Source organism: Lysinibacillus sp. EB271-A1-10B (assembly GCF_058791335.1).
The window spans coordinates 45,060-68,666 of the sequence record NZ_JBYTDL010000014.1 but is presented as its reverse complement, the minus strand read 5'-3'; the positions used below and the strand labels follow the sequence as shown (position 1 = coordinate 68,666).

At 34.8% G+C, this 23,607-nt stretch carries 30 protein-coding genes and 1 pseudogene; 22 read left to right on the top strand and 9 right to left on the bottom strand.

Going from position 1 to position 23,607, the window contains the following annotated elements; genetic code table 11:
• Position 1: 1 nt before the first annotated feature.
• Complete coding sequence (locus tag AC3WSK_RS17325) at positions 2–664, bottom strand: DUF4097 family beta strand repeat-containing protein (protein ID WP_427483975.1); 663 nt, start codon at positions 662–664, stop codon at positions 2–4.
• 154 nt (positions 665–818) lie between these two features.
• On the opposite strand from AC3WSK_RS17325, the gene AC3WSK_RS17320 reads away from it, so the two are divergent.
• The 4 genes from AC3WSK_RS17320 (at position 819) to AC3WSK_RS17305 (ending at position 3,105) form a co-directional block, all read left to right on the top strand.
• A complete protein-coding gene (locus AC3WSK_RS17320; RefSeq protein ID WP_170938893.1) occupies positions 819–968 on the top strand; it encodes a hypothetical protein in 150 nt (49 codons plus the stop codon).
• A gap of 18 nt (positions 969–986) precedes the next feature.
• Positions 987–1,727 (top strand): MerR family transcriptional regulator, encoded by a 741-nt coding sequence (locus AC3WSK_RS17315; protein ID WP_427483926.1) that lies wholly within the window; start codon positions 987–989, stop codon positions 1,725–1,727.
• Positions 1,728–1,751: 24 nt separating this feature from the next.
• A complete protein-coding gene (locus tag AC3WSK_RS17310) occupies positions 1,752–2,408 on the top strand; it encodes a GAP family protein (protein WP_427483927.1) in 657 nt (218 codons plus the stop codon).
• Positions 2,409–2,487: 79 nt separating this feature from the next.
• A complete protein-coding gene (locus AC3WSK_RS17305; protein WP_427483928.1) occupies positions 2,488–3,105 on the top strand; it encodes an NUDIX hydrolase in 618 nt (205 codons plus the stop codon).
• A 127-nt stretch (positions 3,106–3,232) separates the two neighbouring features.
• Here the strand turns inward: AC3WSK_RS17305 and AC3WSK_RS17300 are convergent, their stop codons facing one another.
• The 3 genes from AC3WSK_RS17300 to AC3WSK_RS17290 all read right to left on the bottom strand — a co-directional run bounded on the left by AC3WSK_RS17300 (position 3,233) and on the right by AC3WSK_RS17290 (position 6,167).
• Positions 3,233–3,826, bottom strand: coding sequence for a YdeI/OmpD-associated family protein (locus tag AC3WSK_RS17300; protein WP_492414309.1), 594 nt, complete (start codon positions 3,824–3,826; stop codon positions 3,233–3,235).
• A 353-nt stretch (positions 3,827–4,179) separates the two neighbouring features.
• The gene (fumC, locus tag AC3WSK_RS17295) at positions 4,180–5,571 is read right to left on the bottom strand and encodes a class II fumarate hydratase (protein ID WP_079560284.1); all 1,392 of its coding nucleotides are present in this window, start codon (positions 5,569–5,571) and stop codon (positions 4,180–4,182) included.
• 380 nt (positions 5,572–5,951) lie between these two features.
• Positions 5,952–6,167 carry a hypothetical protein gene (locus AC3WSK_RS17290; protein WP_079560285.1) on the bottom strand — a complete coding sequence of 72 codons (216 nt, stop codon included), beginning with the start codon at positions 6,165–6,167 and terminating at the stop codon, positions 5,952–5,954.
• Positions 6,168–6,743: 576 nt separating this feature from the next.
• On the opposite strand from AC3WSK_RS17290, the gene AC3WSK_RS17285 reads away from it, so the two are divergent.
• The 5 genes from AC3WSK_RS17285 to AC3WSK_RS17265 all read left to right on the top strand — a co-directional run bounded on the left by AC3WSK_RS17285 (position 6,744) and on the right by AC3WSK_RS17265 (position 11,164).
• Positions 6,744–7,766, top strand: a complete 1,023-nt coding sequence (locus AC3WSK_RS17285; RefSeq protein WP_079560286.1) for a trypsin-like serine peptidase — start codon at positions 6,744–6,746, stop codon at positions 7,764–7,766.
• Between the two features lie 687 nt (positions 7,767–8,453).
• The gene (locus AC3WSK_RS17280; RefSeq protein ID WP_427483932.1) at positions 8,454–9,182 is read left to right on the top strand and encodes an AAA family ATPase; all 729 of its coding nucleotides are present in this window, start codon (positions 8,454–8,456) and stop codon (positions 9,180–9,182) included.
• A complete protein-coding gene (locus tag AC3WSK_RS17275) occupies positions 9,179–10,402 on the top strand; it encodes a GNAT family N-acetyltransferase (protein ID WP_079560288.1) in 1,224 nt (407 codons plus the stop codon). Before AC3WSK_RS17280 ends, AC3WSK_RS17275 begins: the two co-directional genes overlap by 4 nt.
• Before the next feature lie 173 nt (positions 10,403–10,575).
• Positions 10,576–10,860, top strand: a complete 285-nt coding sequence (locus AC3WSK_RS17270; RefSeq protein ID WP_492414308.1) for a DUF5412 family protein — start codon at positions 10,576–10,578, stop codon at positions 10,858–10,860.
• Positions 10,861–11,011: 151 nt separating this feature from the next.
• On the top strand, positions 11,012–11,164 hold the full coding sequence (locus AC3WSK_RS17265; RefSeq protein WP_170938896.1) for a DUF5412 family protein: 153 nt from the start codon (positions 11,012–11,014) through the stop codon (positions 11,162–11,164).
• Positions 11,165–11,189: 25 nt separating this feature from the next.
• Here AC3WSK_RS17265 and pdxR read toward each other — a convergent pair whose 3' ends face one another.
• Complete coding sequence (pdxR, locus tag AC3WSK_RS17260; protein ID WP_427483933.1) at positions 11,190–12,575, bottom strand: MocR-like pyridoxine biosynthesis transcription factor PdxR; 1,386 nt, start codon at positions 12,573–12,575, stop codon at positions 11,190–11,192.
• A gap of 113 nt (positions 12,576–12,688) precedes the next feature.
• Between pdxR and AC3WSK_RS17255 the strand changes: the two genes are divergently transcribed.
• The 8 genes from AC3WSK_RS17255 (at position 12,689) to AC3WSK_RS17220 (ending at position 17,606) form a co-directional block, all read left to right on the top strand.
• Positions 12,689–13,129: a GNAT family N-acetyltransferase gene (locus AC3WSK_RS17255; protein ID WP_492414307.1), complete on the top strand. Its 441-nt coding sequence runs from the start codon at positions 12,689–12,691 to the stop codon at positions 13,127–13,129.
• Between the two features lie 15 nt (positions 13,130–13,144).
• A complete protein-coding gene (locus tag AC3WSK_RS17250) occupies positions 13,145–13,573 on the top strand; it encodes a GNAT family N-acetyltransferase (protein ID WP_427483935.1) in 429 nt (142 codons plus the stop codon).
• Positions 13,574–13,633: 60 nt separating this feature from the next.
• Positions 13,634–14,035 (top strand): hypothetical protein, encoded by a 402-nt coding sequence (locus AC3WSK_RS17245; RefSeq protein WP_079560292.1) that lies wholly within the window; start codon positions 13,634–13,636, stop codon positions 14,033–14,035.
• Between the two features lie 246 nt (positions 14,036–14,281).
• Complete coding sequence (locus AC3WSK_RS17240) at positions 14,282–14,890, top strand: CPBP family intramembrane glutamic endopeptidase (RefSeq protein ID WP_492414306.1); 609 nt, start codon at positions 14,282–14,284, stop codon at positions 14,888–14,890.
• 272 nt (positions 14,891–15,162) lie between these two features.
• Entirely contained in the window at positions 15,163–15,348 is a 186-nt protein-coding gene (locus AC3WSK_RS17235) for a helix-hairpin-helix domain-containing protein (protein ID WP_079560295.1), read from the top strand.
• Positions 15,349–15,516: 168 nt separating this feature from the next.
• Positions 15,517–16,140 carry a hypothetical protein gene (locus tag AC3WSK_RS17230; RefSeq protein ID WP_492414305.1) on the top strand — a complete coding sequence of 208 codons (624 nt, stop codon included), beginning with the start codon at positions 15,517–15,519 and terminating at the stop codon, positions 16,138–16,140.
• A 121-nt stretch (positions 16,141–16,261) separates the two neighbouring features.
• Positions 16,262–16,780: an RNA polymerase sigma factor gene (locus AC3WSK_RS17225; protein WP_079560296.1), complete on the top strand. Its 519-nt coding sequence runs from the start codon at positions 16,262–16,264 to the stop codon at positions 16,778–16,780.
• Entirely contained in the window at positions 16,746–17,606 is an 861-nt protein-coding gene (locus AC3WSK_RS17220) for a hypothetical protein (protein ID WP_079560297.1), read from the top strand. The genes AC3WSK_RS17225 and AC3WSK_RS17220 overlap by 35 nt, the downstream gene beginning before the upstream one ends.
• Positions 17,607–17,705: 99 nt before the next feature.
• On the opposite strand, the gene AC3WSK_RS17215 is transcribed toward AC3WSK_RS17220, so the two are convergent.
• Positions 17,706–18,203 (bottom strand): hypothetical protein, encoded by a 498-nt coding sequence (locus AC3WSK_RS17215; protein ID WP_079560298.1) that lies wholly within the window; start codon positions 18,201–18,203, stop codon positions 17,706–17,708.
• A gap of 90 nt (positions 18,204–18,293) precedes the next feature.
• Between AC3WSK_RS17215 and AC3WSK_RS17210 the strand changes: the two genes are divergently transcribed.
• Both AC3WSK_RS17210 and AC3WSK_RS17205 read left to right on the top strand, forming a co-directional pair.
• The gene (locus tag AC3WSK_RS17210; protein WP_079560299.1) at positions 18,294–19,034 is read left to right on the top strand and encodes a sulfite exporter TauE/SafE family protein; all 741 of its coding nucleotides are present in this window, start codon (positions 18,294–18,296) and stop codon (positions 19,032–19,034) included.
• A gap of 12 nt (positions 19,035–19,046) precedes the next feature.
• Positions 19,047–19,982, top strand: a complete 936-nt coding sequence (locus tag AC3WSK_RS17205; RefSeq protein WP_079560300.1) for a PD-(D/E)XK nuclease family protein — start codon at positions 19,047–19,049, stop codon at positions 19,980–19,982.
• 36 nt (positions 19,983–20,018) lie between these two features.
• Here the strand turns inward: AC3WSK_RS17205 and AC3WSK_RS17200 are convergent, their stop codons facing one another.
• Positions 20,019–20,306, bottom strand: coding sequence for a tyrosine-type recombinase/integrase (locus tag AC3WSK_RS17200; RefSeq protein ID WP_170938897.1), 288 nt, complete (start codon positions 20,304–20,306; stop codon positions 20,019–20,021).
• Between AC3WSK_RS17200 and AC3WSK_RS17195 the strand changes: the two genes are divergently transcribed.
• From AC3WSK_RS17195 to AC3WSK_RS17185, 3 genes and pseudogenes are all read left to right on the top strand, one after another.
• Positions 20,297–20,557, top strand: coding sequence for a hypothetical protein (locus tag AC3WSK_RS17195; protein ID WP_079560302.1), 261 nt, complete (start codon positions 20,297–20,299; stop codon positions 20,555–20,557). The two genes, AC3WSK_RS17200 and AC3WSK_RS17195, sit on opposite strands and share 10 nt — an antisense overlap.
• 50 nt (positions 20,558–20,607) lie before the next feature.
• Positions 20,608–20,958: a phage holin family protein gene (locus AC3WSK_RS17190; RefSeq protein WP_427483941.1), complete on the top strand. Its 351-nt coding sequence runs from the start codon at positions 20,608–20,610 to the stop codon at positions 20,956–20,958.
• Positions 20,959–21,648 (top strand): annotated as a pseudogene (locus AC3WSK_RS17185) (peptidoglycan recognition protein family protein).
• 58 nt (positions 21,649–21,706) lie between these two features.
• On the opposite strand, the gene AC3WSK_RS17180 reads toward AC3WSK_RS17185, so the two are convergent.
• Complete coding sequence (locus AC3WSK_RS17180; protein ID WP_492414827.1) at positions 21,707–21,949, bottom strand: hypothetical protein; 243 nt, start codon at positions 21,947–21,949, stop codon at positions 21,707–21,709.
• Between the two features lie 220 nt (positions 21,950–22,169).
• Positions 22,170–23,162 (bottom strand): Ig-like domain-containing protein, encoded by a 993-nt coding sequence (locus AC3WSK_RS17175; RefSeq protein ID WP_492414826.1) that lies wholly within the window; start codon positions 23,160–23,162, stop codon positions 22,170–22,172.
• Positions 23,163–23,607 lie beyond the last annotated feature (445 nt).

Here is a 23,607-nt window from a genome sequence, read left to right as displayed (position 1 = left end):
ATTATTTCAAATCTATATTTCCAGACTTCGTTACAATTTGCATCTTATGATCACCACTACCTGAAATACCTTGCAACTCCTTTTTTGTCTTTGAATTGCCGTTTAAAGTTAAGTCAATTGATTGTCTACCACTGTTTGTCTTGATATCTAATTGTAAATTAGGCTGCTCCTCATCAAAATCCACTGATACTTTACCACTTGTCGTTGTTATCTTTACATCATTGTTCAATTCTATAAAATGAAGTTTAACATTACCGCTACTTGAGCGTATTTCGATGTCATTTTGAATTAATTCCTTTCCGATGATATTACCAGAAGATCCATCAAGAATTAATTTACCTTTGAATTGCATAGGTACTTTAACTTCTAAAGTCGGTTTTTTACTAAGATTAAATAATCGTGTAATATCAGTATCCAATTTAATTGATATCTGTTTTGAAGATTTCTCTACTATTGCACCCGGTCCGTCATCATTAACCGTTAAATTTGCTTCTATTTCATTTGTTTCACTTGGAGAAAAGACAACATCAGTACTTGCAAAATTTATCAAAATCTCCTCAATATTTTCTACAGATTCTTTATTGACGACGACTTCTTCCTCCCTTGACGAACATCCTGCAAGCATAATTAGTACTAAAAATAAACGAATGGTTGTTTGTTTCATCACTTTCCACCCCCCTTAAAATTGATTTTATTAGATGACGTAAGGTCATTTTCAAATTTTATACAACAGAATGTGACTTGAAAGTGACGTTACGTCATCTTTTATACTGTTAGTAGAGCTCTTACTTTAAATTAACTTAAAGGAGAATCCTGTTATGAAGAAAGACGATATTATTATTTATGCTTGCGTTATTATTGGAGCAGGAGTCGGTTTATTGATTGATAATGCTATTCCGGGGGTATTAATCGGCTTAGGAATTGGTTACCTATTAAAAACTATGTTTTTTAATAAAACAAATGAATAAGAAAGTAGGGATATTAACTTGTTTCATATTAACGAATTTAAAAAACTGAGTGGTGTATCTGTCAGAACCTTTAGATATTATGACAAAATTGGCCTTCTGAAACCTGTCTCAAAAACGGAAGGAGGTCATCGATTATACTCATACTCTGAGTTAAAAAAACTTCAGCAAATACAATTTTTAAAAACTATAGGATTTCAATTAAGTGAGATCAAAATGATGTTAGAGTCCGAAGAATGGGATTGGTCGAATAGTTTAATGAAACAACTATCTTATGTTATTAGTGAACAGGACCGTCTTTCAAAGATAGAAATTAGTTTAAGGGGACTAATAAACGGTATAACGATTGATGGGGAAGAATTTAGGATTAAAAAAATTATGGATTTATATAATAATCAGGATTCTAAAGAAGTATTAAAAAATAATCGAGATACATTAAATTTTAAAAACATGGAAGCGCTAGAAAAACTTCCGAAAATGGGTAGTAGCGATCCAGACTCTTTAGAGTGGATTGCTTTAGTAGGGCAATTAAAAAAACATATACACCTTGGTTATAGTAATACACGAATACAAAATATTATTAAGAGAATGGATGTAAAAAAAGGTGAAGACTTTAATGACGAAGATGCTTTTTTAGATAAGCTTTGGGACATTAGAATGTCACCTGAGGAATCCGAAAAATATAATTTATATCCAATGGATCAGGAAATCCTTAACTTTATGGAAAAGGCTTATATATATTATCTCGAACATAAATCATAGCTATTAGAAATTTGGAGGGGAAAGATGGGAACAGATATATTAATTTATTTGGGTGGCTTAGCTCTTTTAGATACATTAAGCCCTACGATTATGGGTGTTACGTTATTTCTCGTTTTAACAGACAATAGAAATGTAACATCAAGATTATTAGCATATCTTCTTACAATTGGGCTACTCTATTTTTCATTAGGGATCATCATGATGTTAGGCTTAAATTTTATTATAGAAGCATTTTCTAACATTTTTCAAAATAAACTAGTTAGCTGGGTCATCTTTATAGTAGGGGTTGTATTATTTATTGCTAGCTTTTTTATCCCTGCTAATAAAAAAAGTAATTTCCCAAAGCCTAAAACTCGAAGCATATTCTCCATTATTATTATTGGTATTACGACTTTTATCATTGAGGCAGGCATGGCTTTACCGTATTTTGCCGCTATTGGCTTATTAACGACAACGGATATGCCTTTTTATCAGTGGCTTCCAATATTAGCAGCATACAATATAATAATGGTTCTACCAGCACTGCTTATATTTTTAGGATATAAATTGTTTGGAAAGTGGATAAATCCTACCTTAGTAAATCTTCGGAATAAAATATCAAGCGGTTCAAGTTCTGCCTTATCCTGGATGATGTGTATAGTAGGGGTAATATTAATATTTTACACAATAGATTATCTATAATGATTCTTTATATGAATGAAACGGGTTTTAACACCGTTAATTACTTTGTTGAACTTATAATGGTAGGGAGGTATTCGTCATGAGTGATAAATGGTTAGAATGGGCAAAAAAGATCCAATCAATTTCCCAAGCAGGATTAACTTTTTCAAAAGATGTTTACGATATTGAACGTTATGAACAATTAAGAAATTTAAGTGCCGAGATTATGAGTGAATACACCGGGTTAGAAATGAAAAAAATCAAGGATTTATTTACGAATGAAACGGGTTATCAAACACCTAAAATAGATGTTCGAGGTGTAGTTTTTCAGAACAATAAAATATTAATGGTCAGAGAAAAAATTGATGATAGATGGTCTTTGCCAGGCGGTTTCTGTGATATAGGTTTGTCGCCTAGTGAAAACATTGTCAAAGAAATTAAAGAAGAAGCGGGTTACGATGTGGTCCCTACGAAATTGCTTGCTTTATTGGATATGAATAAGCACTCGCATCCACCTCAAGCATATCATTATTATAAATTGTTTGTTCAATGTGAGATTACTGGCGGGCAAGCAAGAAATGGTTTGGAAACTAAAGGAGTAAAATTTTATAATGAAGATCATTTACCGAAGCTTTCTTTAGGGAGAAATACAAATACTCAAATTAATATGCTTTTTGAATTTTTAAGGGATCCTTCTAAAGATACAATATTTGATTAATAGTAAAAAGTTAATGGAAGCGTTGAATTTACTATGATAAACAATCGGCAATATTTCTATATAATGATAAAAGTCCAATTTCTTAATTATAATGTATAAGAAATTGGGCTTTTAAGTTTATAAAAATTTAATCATTTAATCCTTTACCTTCCAGAATGTGCTGCGTGTATTTTTCGATTCTTGATACGCGAGTTTTGGATTGTTTAGGTTGAGAAAAATGTAAAATATATGCTCTTTGTCGCCCTGGCGTTAATCCTTCAAAAGCCGTTTTCAAGGTAGGCATTTCATTAAATTTATTGTCAAGTTCTTCAGGAATGATGTATTCCTTATGTTCTTTCATCGGCACTTCTAAACCTGCTTGTTCAACTTCAATGGCTTCAAGTATATAATCTTTTATAATGGTTTCCATTCCAACTATTTCTTGAGCGCTAGTGAAACGAATTTGGCGCGCGGCCTGTACATTTTCCGTTTGTTGAATTAATATCCCATGGGTATCCTTTAACAAGGCACCTTTATGAAAAAGAAGCGCACAATAATCTTTAAATCCATGGATTAACACGACATTTTTGTTCTCAAGTGTGTAACAAGGATGCATCCATTTAAATTCTTCTGTCAGCTCACAGTCAAGAACGATATTTCTCAATACCGAATATTCTTCCTGCCACTTTTTAGATTTATTTAAAAATTCATCAACTTTCGGATTCGTTTTGTTATTTGTCATCCAAGAACACCCCTCTACTATTAGTAATTAATTATTTAATCGATTTATCATAAAACAATATTTAGTGTCATGTCTAGCTAAAAATAGGGAGCTACGAATAGGGGGCTACTAAAATAATGCACTAAATAGATAAAATAGTTGCACGTTTAGAATCATGAGGACATACGGATGGAAAAAAAGGATTGAGGCATTATCCCCAATCCTGCTCATTCACATATATTTTTTGTACAACACGCTCACCGAATATTATTTGCTCTAATGTAGCGGAGCAATAACCGTAAAATACAAGTTATAAAATGGAACTTGTTATCTAAAAACGTTGATGTACCAACGTTTCGCGTTTGACTTGCCTATTACTTTACATTCGGATAAATCATTGTCGCAGGGTCCACATATTCATCGAACTGTTCGTCCGTTAATAAACCTGATGCAACCGCTGCTTCTTTTAATGTTGTGCCTTCTTTATGGGCTTTCTTCGCGATTTTAGCCGCATTTTCATAACCGATGTAAGGGTTTAAGGCAGTTACAAGCATTAATGAGTTTTGTAAGTTATGGTCAAGCACTTCTTTGTTTGGCTCAATTCCTACAGCACAATGATCATTAAATGATTTCATTGTATCTGCTAGTAGGCGAGTCGATTGTAAGAAGTTATAAATAATGACTGGCTTGAAGACGTTTAGCTCGAAATTACCTTGGGAAGCGGCAAAGGCAATTGTTGCATCATTGCCAACGACTTGTGTGACAACCATCGTCATCGCTTCACTTTGTGTTGGGTTTACTTTACCAGGCATAATCGATGAGCCCGGCTCGTTTTCTGGAATCGTAATTTCACCGATACCTGAACGAGGACCACTTGCTAACCAGCGAACATCATTGGCAATTTTCATTAAGTCAGCTGCAAGAGCCTTTAATGCGCCATGTGCGACAACGGCTTCATCATGACTTGTTAGTGCATGGAATTTGTTTGCGGCTGAAGTGAAATGTTTGTCAGTGATGTCACTAATTTCAGCTGCTACACGCTCACCAAATTCAGGATGTGCGTTAATACCAGTACCAACTGCTGTTCCACCAATCGCTAGTTCTTTCATATATTCAATATTTTGGACGATCATATGCTCAGATTTAGCAAGCATTGCGGCCCAGCCACTAATTTCTTGTCCTAAAGTAAGCGGAGTTGCGTCTTGTAAATGCGTACGACCAATTTTAATAATATCTTTGAATTTCTCTGCTTTTTCATCCAATGTTGCTTTTAGTAAGCGTAGGCGAGGTAGTAAATAATCTTCTACCTTTAGCACTGCTGCAATATGCAAAGCTGTTGGGAAAGTATCATTTGAGCTTTGAGATTTGTTGACATCATCATTAGGATGAATACGATCAGCTTCACCAGCATTTTGTAAAATTTGGTTTGCTCGGTGCGCAATTACTTCGTTAACGTTCATATTAGACTGAGTACCACTACCAGTCTGCCAAACTACAAGAGGGAATTGATCGTCCCATTGACCATTTAAAATTTCGTCAGCTGCTTGCACAATCGCATTTGCTTTAATATCTGAAAGCTTACCTAGTTTATTATTAGCGATCGCAGCACTTTTCTTTAAAATGGCCATTGCTTGAATTAGCTCAATTGGCATTTTTTCTGTACCGATTTGGAAATTTTCTTTACTGCGTTGCGTTTGAGCACCCCAAATTTTATCTGCAGGTACTTTAATTTCACCCATAGTGTCTTTTTCAATACGATAATCCATGTAAAACAGCTCCTTTATTTATGTAAATCTGTCCATTAATAATCATTAATTATGCATTGGCATAATTGTTTCCGATTCGGCTTTGTGCATGCACAAAAAAGTTAAAAAACGGATATTCTTAGTCTGATGTAAGAATATCCGTTTGATACATGCTTATTTCAAAAAAATAGGGGGGATTCTGAATTAAGCATGTCGGAGAAAAGAAATAATCTACCGATAATGATAATCGTTATCAATTAAAAAGTCAAATATTTAATTTTGAAATAATTATACTCATTGAGAACAATTTGCAATGGAAGTTTTGTAGAGTTCGATTCCTGCTTTTAAAAAGTTAAAACGCTACCATGAAACGATAGCGTCAGCACAATAAAAGGGAAGAGCTATCTCTTTTTCTTCCCAATTTCTTTTAGTGGTTGTTTTTTAGCTACTTTTTCAAAAATGATACTCACGTGATAGTTGTGGTCGTCTATTTGAGTAATCTGAACAATTTTTGCTTTACGTCCTTTAATTTTAATGTTTTCTTCGACAGTAGGAAGATTTACTAGTAGCTGGCTTAAAACGGACATCTTGTTTTCGTAAAAATGAGTTACAAACATAATCTCTTCTCCTTATAACTTTTTTTATTTTACGCAGAAAAAACGTTATTTGTACCTTCCTTTTAAACACCACATTGTACTTATGGAATGAAGAGAGACAGATTTTTTTAGGGGGTATTTGCAGGTAGAAGGTTTTACACAATGTATGAGAAGAGTTTGAAATATAGAACATTTCAAAAGGGTAGTAATGCTTTTAGAACTCCTAAGATACTACAGTTTTTTTTTTGCTCGTTTTTATGGATTGTTGAGGGCATGAGTGAACTAGTTGCAAGTAAGAATGTTACTAGTGAAATTGTTAATTTAGTTATTGATAAGGAAACAAACTAAAACAAACTATTTCGTTAAAGGTGAGAAGATTAAACAATCTAAAATAGATAATTAGCGAAAACATTTTTACTCGAAAAAATTTGATTCTGTTTCAATCGTAAATGGCGAATTAAAGCTATTTACAATAGCTTTTGATATATTCTGAATTATCGTCATTTTAATAATATTTTATATTTTCAATATTTTACCTTTATTTTTCCTGATATTTCTATTAAACTACAAATAGATTAAATCAAAAGGAGGAATAAAATGAAAAAAATTACTTTTAAGTTGTTCTTTATGCTTATGTTTTTGTTAGTTCCTATGAATGTTTTTGCTGCGGAGTCTTTAGGTGAATTTTCATTTGACCCAAGTAAGGTATCTCATCCTTATGACATGGTAAACTCGAAAGGTGAAGTCATTAAGTATGAAGAGTTTAATGACAGTAATTCGCAATTAATTAACGAAATACCAAGCGTTCAAGGAACGGGAGAAATTTCACCCGTTCAGATTGATTCCATAATGGAAGGACACTCGTTTATCGACATCACACCACCTCCAGTCGTTATTAATGATTCTACTGCTAGAGGACCATTACAAATATCACCACGGATTGTCATCGGTGACGATAGTAGAAAAAAAGTAGAGAATACTAAAGAAATGCCATATAGTGCAATTACGTACATTGAAATAAATTGGCCTGATGGAAAAGGTGGTTCTTGTACAGGCTCTTTAATTGGGAAAAATAAAGTCCTAACAAATGGGCATTGTGTTATAAATCCAGAAACAAAAGAAACTATAACTAGTGCAAAGGTTTACCCTGGTGTAAGTAATAGTGTTGGATTATTTGGTTCTTATAATGTTAATGATTATTATGTAGCTGCAAATTGGGCTTCAACTGGTTCGAGCACTGAAGACTTCGCTATTCTAGTTTTAGATGTATCAAAAGACAATAAACAGGCGGGAGATGTTGCAGGTACTTTTGGAATCAAACAGGTGAATAATCTTCTTAATCAAAATATCGGTATTTATGGTTATCCAGGAGACTTAATGGAGGCAAGTGGTGAGATTTCTCAATTTGGTACGAGAGGAAATATTACAAGAGAGGATGCATCTGTAGCCTTTTATACAATTGATACAGCACCAGGACAATCAGGTTCAGCATTATTAAATACTGACAATCAAATTGTAGGTGTTCATAGAGGTTCGTTCGTTATTAATGGGAACCCTATGAATGGAGGACCTAAGATGAACTCTTATATGTTTAAATTTGTTTCCAAAGCTTTAGAGTAAAATTACTAATATTGTAGACAAACTGAGAATTTCAGTTTGTCTATTTTTTTTTGAATTGAAAAATAAGAGTAGATGGTAATAGCCATCCAAAACTAACAATAAGAATGTACTATTTATTTGGGAAATTGAAATAGAAAGCATTCAATTAAATGGTCTTGTATAAATCCAATGTTTTACACCGACGGATGGGAAATTGTAATAAAGATTCGTAAACAATAAAAACGAATCAATAGGGAGCTTTTTCCGAGATTAACTAGTGATTGTTATAGGTACATTTATTGTAAGTACATTAATATTAGCGGGAAATAGCAGTTCAAAGTGGGCTGTTCTTTGAATGTTTTAAGATGAAATAGACAGTTTATGCTACTACAACGATTTTTGTTAATCGCTATTTTATGGCATAATTTTATCATTTTCCGTTGTAACTTTCGACATATTTTTTATTTATTTCTCAGGAAATATTTCATAGGAAATTGTAGGTTGTAGCAGTTTGTTTTATGGTTTTTATATAGTTTTTATAGTTAGGGATTAGGTTTGGTTATAGGGTAAGAAAAATGATGATTTTATGATTTGTTCTAATGGATTGATTTTTCGCGACCTATCGCCTTTTTTATAGTCATTGATACCGTAGCTTATATTTGGAAAAAAGCATAAGCGGGTTATAATAGTAGTAAGGGAGGAAACAAAATGTATTTAAAATCATGTAAGGTATTACAGGGTGATATAGAAGATAAAGACCAGTATCCCTTTAATATACCAAGTTTGCAGGATTTACAAGAGCTAGAGTTTCCTACGAATGTGACCTTCTTTGTTGGGGAAAATGGCTCTGGGAAATCAACACTGCTGGAGGCAATTGCGGATCGCTGTGATTTTAATACAGCGGGTGGTGGTCGTCAAAATTTATATGAAGTACATAAGGCGGAATCTTCACTAGGGGAATATATCCGTTTGTCATGGATGCCGAAAGTGACGAATGGTTTTTTCCTACGATCGGAAACATTTTATCAATTTGCAAGTCATATTGATTTGTTAGAAGATCCAAGAAAATATACCGCTTTTGGTGGTAAGTCGTTACATCATCAATCACATGGTGAGTCCTTTTTATCGCTATTTATGCATCGCTTTAAGGGGAAAGCTATTTATTTATTGGATGAGCCTGAAGCGGCGTTATCACCTACTAGACAGCTTAGTCTCCTTAAAATTATGAAGGATTTGGAGCATGAGGCCCAATTTATTATCGCCACTCATTCACCTATTTTGCTTGGCTATCCAAATGCGACAATCTATAGTTTTGATAATGGGGATATTGAGTCTATTCGCTATGAGGATACCATCCATTACATCGTCACGAAGCGCTTTTTAAATGCACCGGAATCCATTTTTTCAGAGTTATTTGATGAGGAGAGAGAATCATGAATCAACGTAAAGGCTTAGTCATGCGCGAAATAAGATTAGATGAAATGGCACAGTCTATCGATTTGCTTAATTATGTTTTTCAAATGTCCATGTCCATTCACAAGGATCGTCGCTTTGTAAATGCCAAAAGTAAGCAATTTAATGAGGGGCATGCCATTGGTTGGTTCGATGGTTCGCATCTTGTATCTCAAATTTTAAGCCTACCTTTTGAGGTAAATGTTCATGGTAGGATCTATGAAATGGGAGGCATTACTGCGGTCGGAACGTACCCGGAATATTCTGGGCATGGTTTGATGGAGAGCCTTATTATTGAGAGCCTGGAGCGGATGCGCAATGAAGGGCAAAGTATATCCTATTTATTTCCATATTCGATCCCGTATTACCGGAAAAAGGGTTGGGAAATTATGAGTGATATTGTGGAATTTCAGATTAAGGATACGCAGCTTCCTCACCATAAAGGCTTAAACGGTAAAATCCGCCGTGTAGATCCGAAGCATGAAGATGTTGTGAACATTTATGCACGCTATGCCAAGAAAACACACGGTGTCATGGTACGAAATAGCATTGCTTGGAATGAAAAGTTTCAAGAAGATTTCTGGGAAGAAAAATTTATAGATAGTGATGTGAACCTTCAGGCAGCCGTATATTATGATGAGGATGATCTGCCACAGGGGTATATGTTTTACCGCATTATGGAGGAAAATTACTACATCGATGAGATTGTCTATTTGCAGGAAGAGGCGCGTAAAGGCTTATGGAATTTTGTCTCAGCTCATAGCTCGATGATTTATAATGTCTATGGTAAAACAACTGGCAATGAAGCCGTTGCCTTTTTACTAGAAGATAGTGAAATTATTCAAAAGGTGTCCCCTTATTTTATGGCACGAATTGTCGATGTAAAAGAATTTCTGTTACGCTATCCATTCACGGGAAATGATTTTCAGCTTCGACTCGCTGTAACTGATCGCATTGTGGCTTGGAATAATGGCACATTTGTCATCACAAAGCAAGATGGAAAAGTCTCGGTCGAAATGGTGAGTGAGGTACAGTCTGAAAATGCTGTTCAGCTAACGGTCCAAACTCTTGCCACGATGTTACTAGGTTATAAACGACCGAGCTATTTAGAAAAAATTGAGCGTTTACAAGGCAATGCCATTGAAATTGCATTACTAGAGACCATACTACCAATTGGCATTCCAACGTTTATTGATTATTTTTAACTTATTTATTGGGATTTGTGCAGAGACAGACTGTGCAGATCCTTTTTTTTATGGATTCAGGAGGGAATGGATCGGGTAAGCGAAAGAACTGCTTTGGAGAACTTTATTGCCTTATTAAGGAAACATCTAATTCGCTAAAATCGTTTCTTATATAAACAGATTGGGGGATATCGATGAACGAATCCGAGAAGATGCAACGCAAGAAAGTATACAAACAAACTTTTCTAGTGCTACTTATTTGGATTTTATTTTTTGTTAGTATTATAGGGTACGGTATTTATTGGTTATTTTTTGATTGGTCTAGATTTAAACAAGATTTGATTGCTGAATCTACATCACCACAAGGAACCTATACGGTGAAAGCTTATGTTTCAGATGCTGGGGCGACGACTTCTTATGCGGTATTGGGAGAATTAAGCTTAACTTCTTTCAGCAGAAGTCAACTACCTTTATCGTGATGGTGAGATGAATACAGTATTAAGTCACTTTTCAGGGGGACATACATCCGCTGAAAGAAGTTAAGGCCTCTGGCGGATGTCACGGAATCAGAAAAGGAGTTCTTTGTACATGCACAAAGCCGATTCCGGACGCAATTATGCCAAGGCATAATTGAATCATGAGAAAAGAAAATCTAAAAAGATATATTGGCAATATCGAAAAAATGAAGCTTACATTCAATGGAGCGACGATGATACGGTCAGTATTAACGGAGTGACATTGAATGTGCCAGATGAAACATATGATTATCGAGAAAATGAGTAGCCATAACGATTGCAGTTATGGCTTATTATTTTGTAATCCAAGCTTTTTTTAGTTGTTGCACACCGAGGATAAGTTCTTCCATTTTTAACTTACTAAAGCCTAATTGAATAATTGGCGCTGAACTTATCTGTTGTAGAAAATAGGGGCTCGTAGGGTAGACCTTTACTCCGTATTGTTGAGCGTTTTGGATGAGCTGTTCTTCTGAAAATTGGGTATGCACCTTGACCAAAATATAAAGTCCAGATTGCTCTCCAAGAATCGTAATTTTTTCTCCAAATTGCTTGGTAAGTTCCTCTACAAGTGTATTTATTTTATGTTTATAGGTGATACGCATTCTTTTAATATGTCGTGTCCATTCACCTTGTTCCATGAATTTCGCCATTGTTAATTGATGTAAGGACGAGGCGTTTTGTTCAAAATGAGCAAATCGTTTTTTATATGGCTGAACGAGTGCTTTTGGTAGCACCATATAACTTAAACGAATAGCTGGTAAAAATGATTTTGAAAATGTCCCCATGTAAATAACTCGTGACTTGTCGATGGAGGCGAGAGCAGGAAACGGCTGTTGCGTATATCGAAATTCACCATCATAATCATCTTCAAGTATATAGCCATCGACGTTTTTGGCCCACTGAATTAAAGCTTGTCGCTGCTGAATGCTCATGGAAACCCCATATGGGAAATGGTGAGAAGGGGTGACATAGAGTAAACGCGAATGTAAATGCGCTAAATGCTCAAGCTGCGCACCGCTTTCCAACACAGGTAATGTCTCAATATGAAAGTCATGTAGCTTGAACGCTTCTCGTGCGCCGTTGTAGCCAGGATCTTCTAAAATAACACTTTGGAAATCTTGCTTAAATAGAAAGCCTAGATAAATTAACATTTGTTGCGTGCTACTTCCGATAATAATGTCTTCTTCGTTTACATGAACCCCACGAGCTTGAAGTAAATAATGTACAAGCTGTTCCTTTAAAAGGGGCTCGCCGAAAGGGTCGCCATATTGATAGCACTCGTTTAAAGGTAACACTTGATTAGCCATTTGACGCCATATTTTTAAAGGGAAATGCTGTTGATCGACAGCGCCAGCGCGAAAGTCAATGATGATATCTTCACGCTTATTTTTCGTATTTTGAGTAAGGCTTGGTCGTTCCTCCTGTAGAAACACTTGTTCAAATTCATTGACGAAATAGCCCTTTCGACCTTCACCACGTATGTATCCTTCCGCTATTAGCTGCTCATAGGCAGTTAACGTTGTATTTCGACTGACATGTAAAGTTTCGGCTAGCCTTCGAATAGAAGGAAGAGAATCATTTGTTTTCAATGTCCCTTGTTCGATTAACCATTTGACCTGCTGATAAATTTGTTTATACTTTGCTTCTTCTTCAGTGAATAAGAAAATAAAATCCTCCATAAAGCCCCTCCTTGACATGGTGAAATGTCTAGAACTGTTTCTTTTTGAATGTCAGTTTGTTAATTATCATAATAGATGAATGACATATAAAAAAGGAATGGGGAGATAAGTGAATGGAGGTTTGTTCAGTAACTTTAGCAACGGTTGGAGAGGTCGTGCCATTATTTAATGCCTATCGGGAGTTTTACGGTCAACAATCTGAATTAGAGCAGGCTAACCAGTTTCTATTAGAGCGTTTAAATAAGGAAGAGTCGGTCATTTTTCTAGCTTATATAAATGCGCAGCCAGTTGGTTTTGTTCAGCTCTATCCTACTTTTTCATCTGTTGCAATGAAAAAGGCATTTATTTTAAATGATCTATTTGTGGCTGAGCATGCTAGGAAACAAGGGGTAGCACAGGCCCTAATTGAACAGTGCTATTCGTATTGTGTACAAAACGATGCGCGTTATTTAAGTTTAGAAACAGCGACAGACAACGTGCGTGCTCAAAAATTATATGAGAAGCTCGGGATGAGAATTGATAATGGCGTATTTCATTATATTAAATATTGGTAAAAGGAGGTTTGAATAATGACCGTAACCATCAAGCAATTAACAACTCAGCAAGAGTGGATGGAAGCATATGCTGTTATGATGCAGCTCCGTACGGAAGTAACAGTAGAAAAATATCTCCTACTATTAAAGGAAATGATGCAAGATGGCTATATGTTATTTGCTTTATATGAAAATATGAACATGGTGGCAGTCGCCGGATTAAGTTGGAGAGTCAACTTTTACAGTGAGCGCCATATTTTTGTTTATGATTTAGTAACGGATGAGCAGTATCGTTCAAGGGGCTATGGTGAGAAATTATTGCATTATCTTCACCAATGGGGCAAAGAAAATGGGGCGCACTATATTGCTTTAGAGTCTGGTATTCAAAGGATTAATGCACATCGCTTTTATGAGGGTCGATTAGGGTATGAAAAATGGTGCTATTCTTTTCGAAAAGCATTGTGACTCAGAAGGAATATGATTTTTTAAACTTCACACACTAATGGAAACATGAAGGAGGTTTATATGAAAGTAACGTTCAAAAAGCTTTTTCTAATAAGCATATTTATGATGAGCTTTACATCAATTGGTTATGCAAATAATGTAATTCAACAACATGCAAATGGTGAGGAGGGACAGGTTGTATACCATGTAAAGTACGATTATGCTGCTATTTGTAAAGTTCTTGGGATTACGAAAGAAGTATATGATCAATATTGGAAAGAAGGACTTTCGATTGTCGATATGGCAAAAAGGGAAGGTATTGACCAACGTGAAATAATAAATTATTTTGTGACATTTCACTATCAAGAAATGCAAAAGTGGCGAAAGAAGGGGGCGATGAACGAACATCATTATTTTGATTTAGTTTATGAATTAAAAGATGAAATTACAGATTTTATTGAGAGAAATCCGAATAAAGAATGAAAACGACTAGTGTTTTTCTAGTCGTGTTTTTTTATGGGTAAATACTGATTAGCATTTAATATTTAGTTATAAAAGATAATTATTTAATGATTATCATTAAATTTATCTTGATTTTAACGCGGCTGTTTAATATGCTTAACATGAAGAAGGACAGCTATAGAATAACGGCGGATTTCTCCATCCGAGAGGAACCTTTTACCATCGCTTGTCATTCTTCATGTAAAACACTATGAACAGGTGGAAATAATGGTTTTGCAAAGTGTAATAGATGCAGTTTTTCAGGTCTTTTTATTGTCGGCTATACCATTTGTTTGGTGGTTTTTCTCAGCAAAAAAGGAACAATCATTTTTTACATGGCTAGGCCTCCAAAAGCCTATCATTGAAAATAAAGGTAATTATATTGTGTGGTTCTTATTCATTGTTGTTTTAATAGTCGTACCACTTACTACAATTACCTATTTCTTCCTTGATAGCTCTACCTTAGCGTCAAATCGCTTTGCAGGGCTTGGTTTTTCAGCATTCATTCCTGCACTGCTCCATGCTTTTGTACAAACAGGATTGTCAGAGGAGCTGTTTTTCAGAGGCTTTTTACTGAAAAGATTCATGCATAAGTTTGGTTTTCAAATTGGAAATATCCTGCAAAGTTTACTGTTTGGCATATTACATGGATTGATGATGTTTTCTTTTATTCCTTTTGGTGTTGTAGTGTTGGTTGTTTTAGCAACCGGTTTTGCAGGATATTTAATGGGGTGGATCAATGAACGAAAATCCAATGGCTCCATTATCACAAGCTGGGGCATACATGGCATTGGCAATTTGTTGGCCGCCTTCGTGGCAATGTTTAATATGCTCTAAAGACCTAGCTCATTTGCATTTCATCATTTTCCCTTGCATAATAAAGCGGAGAGGTGATTGAAATGCAATTCATCGAGCAAGTAGTAAAAGGATGCTTGATTATCGGTTTAATATTAATGGGAGGGCGTATTATCACTTCAATATGCCGCTATTATAATATAGCATTTACGACTTTTTTCGTTGATTATCATGTCGCCTCACTAGCTATACTCTTAATAGGTATTATAGGAACAGAGATACTGAATAGACGAAAAAGGAAGGGACGAGCATAGATGACGGAATGGCCAAAGGGTGTAGCGAAGCCTGCTATACGTGCATTAAATGCAGCAGGATTTACACGATTAGAGCAATTGGAAAAGGTTGATTTATCGACGTTAAAAAAATTACACGGGATGGGGCCTAAAGCGTTAGCGGCCATTGAAGCAGCACTGAATGAAAGTAGGGAAAACAGTGAATAAACTAACATTATTATTACTGGCAATGGTGGTTTATTATATTCTTGTTGTTCTCGTAATCAGCAAGTTGTTTATTATTCCTCTCATGAAATTTATGGCGCTTATATTCTTCCTTGGAGCAGGCTTTATTTTTTCTCGAAAGATGCGAAGGAAATTACAATAGGTGGAATTATGAAAATTACAAAACTATCCATATTTTATTTAGCCATATTTATGTTGGCACTATTACTATCACTAGCTGGAGTTAGCCAATCCATTTCACTTGACATCATTATCCTTATCGCGATTGCAATGATTTATAGACATATACATATTGTATTCTGGACTAATAATATGAAATTGGTAGATAAGTTAGTAAAAGATCGTAAGAAGCATCCTTTTTTTGCCTACCTATATGCAGTTGCTTATGGTACAAAGCATGACCAGTTACACTCATTAGAAACAGCAATTGGAAAGTATAAGCAGCCAGCAATGAAGTATAACTGTAAATTTATTAAGGGGATCTTGGAAGAGAATTTAGAGGAAGCAAAGGATGCGGCAAATAAAATAAATAAAGAGCCTTTAACTAGCTATGCAAAATGTTATATCGCTGCACTTGAAGGACGAACAACAGACATGCGAAGCGATCAACTTACAAAGCCGTGGATGCAGCCAGCAATTGAAGCAGTTTATGCGCACAAGATGAAGAATGAAGCCGCGTTTGATCAGTATCAGAAAGAAAGTATTGCCTTTGCGCGCGGCGTACAAAAATATGTGTTAATACATACCTACGAACAGATGAAAATGGATCTGTAAAAAATATAGGCTACTTGATGCTAATTGGTGTCAAGTAGCTTATTTTTTAGTATAGAAAATTCATATTAAACATACAAATCTTGTTTACTCATTCGTCTAATAAAGTAAGAGAGGTGAGAAGATGGAGTTTGATGAGCTTTATGAACAATATTTTCAACGCATTTATCAATTTATTTACTATATGGTCTCGGATCCAAGTTTAGCGGAGGATTTAACGCAGGAAACATTTATTCGGGTTTATAAAGGACAGTTTAGAAACGAGGCTGCTATGGGCACTTACATAAGGAGAATTGCACGAAACCTTGTCTACGACACCTATAGAAAAAAAGCACTTATTAAATGGCTACCATTTCAAAAAGAACATGAAAAACGGGAGACACAATATGTACCACATGATTGGATCATGCAATCTGAGGAGCGGCGACTATTATATGAAGCAATTCAATTATTGAAGCCTGAATATCGAGAGGTTCTTATTTATAGAAAAATAGAGGAGCTGAATTTAGCCGAAACTAGTGAAATTTTAGGATGGTCTACAGTAAAAATAGCGAATACACAGCGAAATGCTATAAAGGCTTTAGAGAAAATACTTGGAGGTGATGAATTTGGATTTAAACAATCGACTGAAGGAACTCAATAAATTACCGGAGGATCGTGCTGTAAAAACCCGTATTTATGAACGTATTCATCATAAGAGGAAAAAAGACTTACCGCTATGGAAAGAGAGTGTTCTACTATTAACGATTGCAATGATTGCTCTATTTTTTATTATGACACCACAAAATCCTTCACCTCCTCAAACTGCTGACCATTCCATCCAAGCAATATATAAGCATTTCGGAGGAAAAGAAGCGAAATTTTTTGCGAGAAGTTCGAGTTTATATATATCTACGGAAAAGGTTGAAGATACAATTGTGTATAACTTTTTTGAAGACTTAACAAAGTATGTTGAAGAGGCTGATGGAAAGTTGGGTAACCATATTGCAGATGTAATCGTTGTTAGAGATCGCGAAGAAGAGCACTATCAGATTTCAGATACAGGTATGCTAAATGTAGATTCTGGCCAGTTTTTTGCTGGGAATTCTGTAACGTATGATATAGTATTTCATAGATTATACTCTGTAACAACAAAACCTTGGATTTTTATCCTTCCACTTATCGTGATAGCTGTAAATATAATCTCTATGAACTATTATAAACGTCATAATCTACAAGGATCTAAACCATCTAAACATGTATGGTGGCTGTTAGTACTTGTGCTTGCGATGCTTTCTAGCATATTTGCTTGGGCAACCTGGGTCGGTCCATTGTATAAGCCTTTAATGATTACGTTTGCGCTTTTATATGGTTTCATTTTTTGGTATTTCATAATACGAGAGGTACGGACTTATGCCATATATAAAGTAGAAACAATTAAAATAAGCATTATTAGTGCAACACTTGTTTTAATTATTATCCTTTATTAACGAATTTAAATAAAACCACCTTTACTTTCACAAAAGACTATTGCGAAGGTATTCGGTGGTTTAATTATTTTTCAACGCATTATGGAGGCGAGTTGTACCTTATTCCTTTTTATTCAATAAAATCCCACGCACAATCCCCATTATAAATATTGTACCTAGTACAAATAAAAATACATAAGCATGCCACTGCTGTAAAATACGTTCATGTCCTAAAGCAACTGTTAAATCATTGAATAGTGAGTATGTAAAGTATAAGAGTATACTATTTTTGATGAGACAAAAGGTAATGATTCCATTTTGTCGCTGGATATGAGATAAGGTTGGCTTATTTTTACGTAGGATAGGATAAGCTGCTTTCATCTCTAAGTATTGTAAAAGTAAAAATAGCATTAAGGCAATGAATGGTAAATAAAAAATGGTGATTTTCGGGCCAAATTGCGCATGTTCACTCTTAAAGCTTTGCAAAACCGGTATAGAAGCGGGGAGCTTATTGTATTGGATTAGTGTTGCCGTAATGCCAGCTAAAAAAATAGTCGCAACAATAAGCGTTAGCGATTTACAAAAGCGTGGTGTAGGTGTTTTTTGTTGTTCTAGCATTTGTTCACCTCATAGTTCAATTAAAAAAGTGCAGTCTGTTATACTGTATCATAAGAATACCATCATGTGTGACATAGAAAGAAGGGTTAGATGGAATACTTGTTGTTTTTACTAATTGGAATTATCGGCAACATCATTGGCACGTTAGTTGGAGGTGGCGGGTTAATAACATTACCGACTATGATGCTAGTAGGGGTACCCGTCCATTCAGCAATCGGTGCGAATAAGGTTTCTAATATGGTAAGTGCCTTTTCAAGCTTTTACACAATTTATAAAAGAAAAGAAATAGTATGGTCAGAAATGCGTTCAGTTTTACTTGTTTCCTTAATAGGTGGTACACTTGGAGGTCTGTTTGCATCATTTATGAGCAGTCACACATTAACGTTTATCGCCATCATTTTATTAGGCTTTGCCCTTGTTATGTCCTTTTTAGGCGGAGCTGAATTTGGAGAGAAAGAAAGCTTTACAATGAATCGTAAAAACGGTCCAATCCTTTTAGGGGTTGGCTTTTATGATGGCATGTTCGGCCCTGGTAGCAGTACGCTTGCACTTTATACATATGCACATCAGAAAATCTCTTATATGAAAGCAGTAGGTTTGTCGCGTGTAGGTGTTTTTGCTATGTGCTTAGGAGCTTCGATTACGTATATTGCTACAGGTAAAATTGATTGGCCGTTGACAATCGTATTAATGGTTGGTTCTGTAATCGGTGCACAAATAGGCATTATCCTTGCCAGAAAGGTTAAGGCAAATCAAGTAAAGCTATTGCTGCGTATTGTAACCATTGTGCTGATAGTTCAGCTCGTCTATGATTTTATAAAACAGATTTAAGGAGGCGATAGGATGTTTGAAATTACACCTTATCCATCTTTTTCGTGGTCACTGTCCCGTCATAAAACGGTAACAAGCTGTGCGCGAAAATATGGCTATGAATATTATTTTTCTCATAATGGCTGGCTCAGTTACAATGTGGAGCCATATCATCAACATGTCTATCGCTTAAAAAAGCTTCAATCCATGCCGATTTTATTTGGGCAAATCGTCCATCATTTAATAGAGCAATCGATCAATGATTATTTGCAAACCCGCGAGACTACGACTGTTGCTGAACTCGTAAATCGTGCACGTGGCCAGCTTAATGCCGCTTTTATCGATTCTACACGTCATGTAGATTTATGGAGACATAAGCCAAATAAATTTTATATGATGCAAGAAATTTATTACGAAGGAAAGTTAAATCCTGAACTGGTACAGGACTATAAAGAGCGCATGACGGCTGTGTTTGACAACTTTCTTAATAGTGAAACATTCCAGCAAATTACCGCACAAAAAGGCTCGCTGCGAATCGGTGAGCCTGAACAATTTCGTTCCATGAAAATCGAGGGTGTACAAGTTTTTGTCGTAATGGATTTTCATTATTTTGATGAGATGACAGACAAGTGGATTATTATCGATTGGAAAACAGGGGGAGAGTCCGATGATGATCGCCAACAGTTAGCACTCTATGCTTACTATATTCAGCAGAAATATCGGGTTTCTCTAGACCAGATTGATGTCTATAATGAATATTTATTGACAGGCAAAAGAAAAAAATACACCTTTACAGCATATGATATGGATAATATTTTACATACGTTTCAGCGAAGTGTGCTGGAAATGAAAAAATATCAGGCGGATATTTTCTCCAATGAACCCGTGGACTTTGAGGAGTTTGAGCAAACCACTGAAAAATGGCACTGCAAAGGGTGTAATTTTAAAGAATTATGTGAGCATAATTAAGTAGAAAAATGAAGCGAGTGACCAAAAAGTGACCAATTAAATTAAGTCATCAAAATAGTCACTAGCTTTATTTTTATCTTTACTAGTTAAATGACTATAAATGTTAATCGTCATTTTTATATCAGAGTGACCTAATTGTTCTTGAATAATCTTAAAGTTGACATTTTTACTAACCATATAAGAAGCATGTCGTAAAGCATGAAAATTTAATTTAGGAAGATTATATTTCTCAATAATTCTTCTCCAAGCCGTATCTAGCAGCAGGGATTCATTCCTTTTGTCGAAATTAGATTGTAAGAGGTGGTGTATTTCAGTTGAATGCAATAAGAAATGAAAAAGTATTTACTACTAATCTAAAAGAAGCTTATGAATTTGCATATTACCTATTCCTTACTAAAGGTGTAGATAATATCGAAATAGAGCAAATTAAAGATGATTGCTATGTGAGATTTACAATGGAATATAGTCATGAATTAGGTAAACAAATATGGAATATAGTAGAGCAATTTAATCTTGAAAGCTTAGTTTTTTACGGCGTGTTTTGGGACGTTGTACGGGGATATGTAACTGAGTGAAATTTTAATCATTATGCCTTCCACAGATAATTGTGAAGGGCTTTTATTATATGGACATTGCACAATTAATTCAATATCCGTTTTTATCATTAGTACCAGCAACGATTTTATATATGTTACTTGCTTATTTTGCATTTAAAGTATTGGATTTTGCAACAGGCTTATTGAAAACATGGAAGAAGGTATCACCTTATCAAACACGGATTATGCGAGATGGTATCATTCGATGGATTGGAGAGCTGGTTGCAATTACATTTGTTATCCTATTTGATTTAATCTTTGGCTTAGATTTCTATTTAACAGGCTTCACATTAGCATTATTTTTATACAAAGAAGGTGGTTCAATCGCTGAAAACCTTCAAACATTAGGTGTAGATATGCCTGGAAGAAGGTGGGCGTAAATGACTTATACCATTGAACAACGTTTGATGTCAGGATTGCCAAATCAGGCTTTGAAAGCTGTTAAATATGTTATTGCCCATGAATCAGGGAATCCAAACAATTGTGGTCCAAACGCTTTGGAAAATGAGATAGCATACATGAACCGCAATAAAGCCAATGCATTTACATCTCACTGGGTAGGCTGTGGCGGTAAAATTGTACAAGTTGCGCCAGTTAATCGTGTGCAATATGGTTGTGACCCGAAAGGTAATCCACTTAGCTATGCACAAATAGAGTTGGCTCGTACAAATGATAAGGATCAATTTAAAAAGGATTATGCAGCTTATGTTTGGTTGTAACGTGAACTTGCTAAAGAGGCTGGAATACCTGTTGTACTCGATGGCAGTGGCAACGGTATAAAATCACACCGTTGGATTACGGACAATTTAAAAGGTACAACCCATAGAGATCCATTTTCGTATCTGCAGAGTATGGGGATTTCAGAGGAACAATTCAAATTAGACATTAAAAACGGCTTAGATAAACCAACTGAAAAGGATGATGATACAATGCAATTTACGAATAAGACAACAAAAGCAGCAGATAAAGGTTTAATTGAAAAGTAGTGGTTAGATAAATTTGATAATGGAACTATGACAAATGGTGATTATGAAGGTTTAAAACTTATCATTGCACAGCGTAGTAACTAAAATGTAAAGACCAAGATAGCTTAATTGCCGTCTTGGTCAATGTTCATTTATAATATCACTACATGTAGTGAAAAGTATCAAACATACCAAGAACCCAAATAACCAAAATCACTACCGCCACAATTAATCCGAATGTAACAATCGGATCTGCACCCTCTTTATTTTGGATTTGTTTTTTTGTATATTCCTCGTACTCTTCTTCGTTAATCGTATTACAATACTCACATATTTCAATCACAGCCCCATCTCTATGTACTTTCTTAAATGGATTTATGGCTAAACAATTAGGGCAATTACTCAATTATATTCTCCTCACTAACCTTATCTACTAATTACCATTTTAGGAAATTTAGCGTGAATTGTATATATAAAATTAGGAAATAGTAACTGAAATCACGTTACTTAAAAATTATTTCTGTAATTACCCCTTGCTAAATTACAAACGTCATTACAACGCGACATCAGTCACCAAAATAAAGACCAGGCGCTCGATTGAAAGTGAGTACCTGGTCATTTTTTGTTTAATATTCTCTTATTTCAAATGAAGCTATTTTATCATGAACAATATATTCCGTTACTTTTTTATAAGGTGAAATTGTTTTTGAAAATTTAAATGTTGATGTGCCTTGAGCACTATCAAACCATTTCAAATAGTCATTTAATACATTATTAGTAACGTCATATTCTTTTGTAATACCGTTTACTAATGTAATGCTTAAAATAGCATTTGAAGATTCATTGCTTAGTTTCTTAACAATTACTGTACTAGTGGCCGCAATATCAGTATTTTCTATTTTTGCAGTAATAATTGCTTCACCTTCGCGAACTGCAGTTACATTTCCATCTTGATCTACAGTAGCAATTGACTTATCACTAGATGACCAGATTACTTTTGCTGTATCTGGAGTGACTGAGGCAGTTAGCTTTTCTGAGCCACCTTCAAATAATTCTAGATTATTTTTATTTAATGAAATAGATTCTCCACTAGGAATCTCGTTTTCTGATAATATAGTTCCGTCAACATCAATGGCGTCTAGTACTAAATAAGTCGTATTCGAGTTTTCTTTTTTCTCAATTTTAACATGATGCAATTTGTTTTCTAAATTCAATTTTTCGTATGTAACTATATGATTGTCTCCTAAAGGGTTATTACTATAGTCTGAGTAATTTTCTTTTTCTCCGTCTATAGTAATATAATTTATAGAATCTCTATTATTTGCCATTGTATTAATGATTCTTAAATCTGTGCCGACAAAATAAAACTCTATAGATGAATTAACCACATTTGAATGAGATTCTGTATTATTGTATCTAGGACTTGTAGAGGTAACATGTCTCCATGATCCCTCATATTTAATGGCGGGGTTCGTGTTATCGTACCTTTTCCATCCTTCTTCGGGTTGTGGTAAATATTCTCCAATAGAAGCTGCATTAACTTCAATTGAATTATCCGTAATTAAAGACAAACTAAACATAGAAATAGCTAAAATTAAAATTGAAAAATATTTCTTCATGATTTATCCTCCTAATCAAAAAAATTCTTTTAATAACCTACAATAACAACTTTAACCATATCTAAATGTATTTACCATAATAAAAATCGTTTATTTTTAATAATAAAAAGCCACTCAATTGAGTGACCTTAATGGTCATTCGTGTGAAAATAAGTGACTAAAAAGTGACCAACAATTGACTAAACGTTACATTCAGCTATAGTTGGTGATTATTAATGACAATACAATGATAAAAAAACATTGTTAAATCAAGCTTTTGATTTAACTTGAAACATAGCGAAAGTCCAATTTAAATATCAGGCGGATATTTTCTCGAATGAACTCGTGGACTTTGAGGAATTCGAGCAAACCACTGAAAAATGGCACTGTAAAGGGTGTGATTTTAAAGAATTATGTGTGCAAAATTGATTTTGAAAATGGAGCGAGTAATCAACTAAAAAAAGTC